Annotated in this window: 5 protein-coding genes and 4 pseudogenes; 3 read left to right on the plus strand and 6 right to left on the minus strand. The window is 69.6% G+C overall.

All coding sequences use genetic code 11. The features are described 5' to 3' along the window. From ACWD4J_RS43885 to ACWD4J_RS43895, 3 genes and pseudogenes are all read right to left on the minus strand, one after another. Positions 1 to 1,553: phosphoketolase family protein (locus tag ACWD4J_RS43885; protein WP_451401165.1), on the minus strand; the 1,553-nt coding region annotated here is incomplete at its 3' end. A gap of 166 nt (positions 1,554 to 1,719) precedes the next feature. Next, positions 1,720 to 1,905 (minus strand): annotated as a pseudogene (locus ACWD4J_RS43890) (carbamate kinase); the annotation flags it as partial. Positions 1,906 to 2,058: 153 nt separating this feature from the next. After that, positions 2,059 to 2,478, minus strand: a pseudogene (locus ACWD4J_RS43895) (alcohol dehydrogenase catalytic domain-containing protein); the annotation flags it as partial. Between ACWD4J_RS43895 and ACWD4J_RS43900 the strand changes: the two are divergent. Then, positions 2,473 to 2,589: pseudogene (locus tag ACWD4J_RS43900) on the plus strand (SulP family inorganic anion transporter); the annotation flags it as partial. The pseudogenes ACWD4J_RS43895 and ACWD4J_RS43900 overlap by 6 nt on opposite strands. Before the next feature lie 79 nt (positions 2,590 to 2,668). On the opposite strand, the gene ACWD4J_RS43905 reads toward ACWD4J_RS43900, so the two are convergent. Next, positions 2,669 to 3,310, minus strand: a complete 642-nt coding sequence (locus ACWD4J_RS43905) for an MBL fold metallo-hydrolase (RefSeq protein ID WP_451401166.1) — start codon at positions 3,308 to 3,310, stop codon at positions 2,669 to 2,671. Positions 3,311 to 3,381: 71 nt separating this feature from the next. Here ACWD4J_RS43905 and ACWD4J_RS43910 point away from each other — a divergent pair, with 71 nt between their 5' ends. Further along, entirely contained in the window at positions 3,382 to 3,882 is a 501-nt protein-coding gene (locus ACWD4J_RS43910) for a MarR family winged helix-turn-helix transcriptional regulator (RefSeq protein ID WP_451401167.1), read from the plus strand. 114 nt (positions 3,883 to 3,996) lie between these two features. On the opposite strand, the pseudogene ACWD4J_RS43915 reads toward ACWD4J_RS43910, so the two are convergent. Both ACWD4J_RS43915 and ACWD4J_RS43920 read right to left on the minus strand, forming a co-directional pair. Further along, a pseudogene (locus ACWD4J_RS43915) lies at positions 3,997 to 4,116 on the minus strand (lipase); the annotation flags it as partial. 143 nt (positions 4,117 to 4,259) lie between these two features. Then, positions 4,260 to 4,643, minus strand: a complete 384-nt coding sequence (locus tag ACWD4J_RS43920) for a winged helix-turn-helix transcriptional regulator (RefSeq protein WP_451401168.1) — start codon at positions 4,641 to 4,643, stop codon at positions 4,260 to 4,262. Positions 4,644 to 4,730: 87 nt separating this feature from the next. Here ACWD4J_RS43920 and ACWD4J_RS43925 point away from each other — a divergent pair. Continuing rightward, a partial coding sequence (locus tag ACWD4J_RS43925) for an alcohol dehydrogenase catalytic domain-containing protein (protein ID WP_451401169.1) occupies positions 4,731 to 4,947 on the plus strand: 217 nt, incomplete at its 3' end.

Consider the following 4,947-nt stretch of genomic DNA (forward strand, 5'->3'; position numbering starts at 1 on the left):
CGCCAGGTCAGCTGCCGGGAGGTCCTGAGCCACTTGATGTGCTGGTTGACCATCGAGTCGACGATGTGGACGAACGCCTCGTAGCAGGAGAACAGCCCGTGCCGACCGGTGAGGAGGTAGCCCTCCAGCCAGCCTTGGCAGGTGTGTTCGGAGAGGATCTCCATCACGCGGCCGTGCCGGTCCAGGTTCTCGTCGACGGTGAGTGTCTCGGCCTGCCACGCCTTGCCGCTGGCTGCGTAGACCGCCTGGAGCCGGTTGGAGGCGGTCTCGTCCGGGCCGACGATCCGGAAGTCACGTCGCTCGCCGGTGGCCCGCATGACGTGCTCCAGCAGGTCGCCGAGGACCCGGGTCGGTTCGTGCAGGGACGCGCCGGGCTTGTCGACGGGGACTGCGTACCGCTCCAGCGGCGGCAGCGGCAGCTCGCGCACCAGCAGCCCGCCGTTGGCGTGCGGCGTGGCGCCCAGGCGCCGGGTGCCCTCGGGGATGCAGGCCAGCACGTGGTCGCGGGGGCGGCCGCGCTCGTCGAAGAGCTCTTCGGGCTTGTACGAGCGCAACCAGGCCTCCAGCTGGCGCAGATGCTCCGGGTTGTCGCGGACAGCGGCCAGGGGGACCTGGTGGGAGCGCCACGTGCCTTCCACCGGAAGGCCGTCGACCTCGGCGGGACCGGTCCAGCCCTTGGGCGTGCGCAGCACGATCAGCGGCCAGTGGGGTCGTTGGGTGATGCCCTCCTCGCGTGCAGTGCGCTGGATGAGCGCGATGCGGTCCAAGGCATCGTCCATCGCGGCGGCCAGGGCACGGTGCACGGTCATCGGGTCGTCGCCGGTGACGTGGATGGGGACGTGACCGTATCCCCGCAGCAGTGCGTCGAGTTCGGGCTCGGGAAGCCGGGACAGCACCGTGGGGTTGGCGATTTTGTAGCCGTTGAGGTGCAGGATCGGGAGCACCGCGCCGTCGTGGACGGGGTCGAGGAACTTGTTGGAGTGCCAGGACGCGGCCAGCGGTCCGGTCTCCGCCTCGCCGTCGCCGATCACACAGGCCACCAGCAGATCCGGGTTGTCCAGAGCAGCCCCATAGGCGTGCGAGAGGGAGTAGCCCAGCTCGCCTCCCTCGTGGATGGATCCAGGCGTCTCGGGTGCCACATGGCTGGGCACCCCTCCCGGGAAGGAGAACTGCCGGAACAGCCTGGCCATGCCCTTCGCGTCCCGGCTCACGTCCGGATACGTCTCGCTGTAGCTGCCCTCCAGCCAGGAGTTGGCGAGCACGGCGGGACCGCCGTGACCGGGGCCCCAAATGCACAGAGCGTCCTGGCCGCGGGTCTTGATGACGCGGTTGAGGTGGGTGTGGACCAGGTTCAGGCCAGGCGACGTACCCCAGTGGCCGAGCAGCCGCGGTTTGACGTGCTCGGGGCGCAGCGGCTCACTCAGCAGTGGATTGGACAAGAGGTAGATCTGGCCGGCGGACAGATAGTTGGCCGCACGCCAGTGGGCGTCCAGGGCCTGCAGTTCCTCGTCCGTGATCGGGGCGGGCGCTTGCTGCGATCGGACGTCGGACATGGGTGGATTCCCTTCCGGGTCGAAGTAACGTGCCGGGCCGTACTTCCTCCACCCTGGGCCCGGCCTTCGGACCACGGACAGGGCCGGTCGGCCCACACCCGCCCGCCCGAAGTCCCTTGGTGACCCCGGCTCTTGGACGGTTCGCGCTCTCCAGCCCGAGGTACGTCGTGGGGGTCGAGGTGTGGACGATCTCGTGAGCCGCGTCGAGGGCGCCGATCGCGGCCAGACCTCCGGTGTGTTCGACGAACCGGGCTGCGGCCTCGGCCTTGGGCCCCATCGAGCCGTCCGTGTAGCCGCCGCGGCGCAGATCGGCGGGGGTGGCGTCGAGGACGGGCCGCTGGTCCGGGGTGCCCCCCGCCCCCGCCTTCGGCCGACTGCGTCCGTCCGCCGCGCGGTCTGCGCACGTACGTCCCCGACCACGCGGCGAGCCTCTGAACGGGGCCGCGGATCAGGTCGATTGCGGTACGACGGCGACGGGACAGGCCGAGTGGTGCAGCACCGTGTGGGCGCTGATGCCCTGGGGCACCGGCTGCGCGAAGTCGGCCCAGGCCAGCATCTTCTCGGCGTATCCGCCGTCGCAGCCGTATCCGGTGTCGATCTGCTGCTCGCACAGCGTCTCCCAGCCGGACAGGCAGTGCTGGCACCGCCCACAGGCCTTGCCGAGCCACAGCACGGCGACCCGCTGCCCGACCGCGAGGTGGGTGACGCCGTCGCCGAGCTTCTGGACGATGCCCACGCCCTCGTGTCCGGGCACGAACGGCGGGTTCGGCTTGACGGGCCAGTCGCCATGGGCGGCGTGGATGTCGGTGTGGCAGAGCCCGGAGGCTTCGACGCGGATGCGGACCTGGCCGGGGCCGGGCTCGGGGTCGGGGCGTTCCTCGATGACCAGGGGCTCGCCGAAAGCTCGTACGACCGCTGCGGAGATCCGGACCGGTACGCGACCCTCACGGCCACACTCGCGATCGCGGTCGGCCTGCTGTGCGTGGTGGCGTGGGCGGCGCGGCTGGGCTTCGTCGCCGATCTGCTGTCCCGACCGGGCCCCGGATCGCCGGACAGAGACAGCGTCTCACAGCCCAGGTGGTCGCCCACGAGGGAGTGAGCGTCACACGGATGGCTCACACAGTGATCGTGTCTCCGGCCGGAACGATGGCCAGGGGGACCGCGCTCAGTGCCTCGGGGCTGAGGAATCGCGCCATCGACTGCTGTCCGGTTTGGCTGAGCATGATCTCGTGGATCTGGATCAGACGTTTGGGCGCAACTTCGCGCACGTAGTCTGCCGCCTCACCGAGCTTGGTCCACGGCCCACTTGTGGGCAGGAGCAGCGTGCCGACCGGGGTGGGCGGGACGTGGTACGCGTCACCGGGGTGGTAGAGCCGGTCCTCGACGAGGTAGCCGACGTTCGAGACGCGCGGGATGTCGCGGTGGATCGCGGCGTGCAGGTCGCCGAATACCGCGACATCGAAGCCCGCGACGGTGACACTGTCACCGGCTGCCACCGCGGTGACCTGGCCGCGCCGGGCCGACCAGCGTTCGACCACGCCGGCCGGTCCGTAGACCCGCAGGTCGGGGCGGGCGTCAAGGGCCTGGGCGATCAGATCCTCGTCGAAATGATCGAAGTGCTCGTGGGTGATCAGGACGGCTTCGGCCGCGGCCACCGCTTCCTTCGCATCCGGGGTGAATGTCCCCGGGTCGATGACGATCCGCCCGCCGTCCTTGACCAGCGACACACAGGCGTGGGCGTGCTTGATCAGCTGCACTGTCGACTCCTCACCAGACGATTTACAGGAAACACTGTACAGGTATCCCTGTATATATTTAGCCTGGCGATGTGAACAGCACGTCTTCGAACGAACCGGCGCCCTCCCCGGATGAGTTGGCCGCGCACCTGAGGGCAGCGATCGGTGCTCTGGTCCGCAGCACGCGCACCGTCGATAAGCTCGCCCCCATCCCGGCGGCCGTGCTCGACCTGCTCGACGTGCGCGGACCGATGACCACGGCCGACCTGGCGGCGAGCCGTGGAGTGCGCCACCAGACGATGGCCGCGACCGTCAAAGAGCTGACCGATAACGGCTGTCTGGCCGTCGGACCCGACCCGGACGACGGTCGCAAGAAGATCCTCACTCTGACGACGTCCGGGAAGAGTGCGATCGACGCAGACCGCCGCCGACGCGTCGGTGCGCTCTCCGAGGCGCTGGACAAGTCCCTGGACGAGGACGACCGGCGTATCCTGGCCCACGCCCTCGAGCTCATCGACCGGATCGCCGGGACGGTCACAGGCACTCGCTCCTCCCGCTCGGCCGGACACGGACCCATCACCGGAGCCTGGTGACGGCACGTTCCCGGTGCGTGCGCCCGCGCCGTCGCCAACCCGGCCGCCCCGGCCCGGACGACCACCAGGCCGCAAGAACTGCCCGCCCCACTCGCTACATGATCCTGATCCTGGTCAGCCGGTTACGGCGGCGAAGGGGCCGCCGTAACCGAACGCGAGTCGCGCGAAGTTCTCGGCGATGCGGCGGTGTCCTGCGGGATCGGGGTGGAGCCTGTCGGGCAGCGGAAGTTCGGCCTGTAGTCTTCCCCTCCAGCAGTCCCATGCGGACAACCCCCTTCTACTTCCGCATCGATCGATGCGGAAGAGGTGTGCTGCGGCTGCGAAGGCCGACCGGCGTCGACGTCGCCCCACCGGCGGGGCGCCGCCCATCGCCGAGATCAGCCCGCGGTGCGAGCACGAGCAGAAGTCGCGGCTTCCGCCGCCTCCTGGAAATCGGCGATGGCCCCGCCGTAGTCCCTCGCCCAGTTCGTCAGGACCTCGATGGGCTCGATGAGGGTCCGGCCGAGGTCGGTGAGGCTGTACTCGACCCGCCGTGGCGCTTCGGCGTGGCGGTCGACCAGGCCGTACTGCTGGAGCCGGCGCAGCGTCTGGGTGAGGACCTTGCGCGAGACGCCGCCGATGAGGTCGACGAGCTCACCGTGCCTGCGAGGCTTCTGGCTGAGGCCGAAGAGCACGAGCACGGCCCATTTGTCGGCGATGATCTCGACCGCCAGGCGCGTGGGGCAGTCGGCGAGGAAGGCTGCTCCGTCCACGTTCTGCATGAGAATCGAAGGTACCAGGAGGTAACCCGCGGCTCCGTAACGTCTTTTGCGGGCAACGAAACCAGCACCGGATGCGGAGGAGTCACCATGCCACGAGTCGTCGTGTTCGACGAGTTCGGCGGGCCGGATGTCATGCACGTCGTCGAGGAACCGGTCGTCGAGCCCGCCGCCGGCGAGGTCCGGGTCAGGATCGAGGCGTTCGCCGTCAACCCGCTCGACCAGATGATGCGTTCCGGCACCTCGCCCGCACCCGTCCCCCTGCCGCACGCTCGCCTCGGCGTCGAAGGAACCGGCGTCGTGGACG

The organism is Streptomyces sp. NPDC002577, assembly GCF_053594815.1.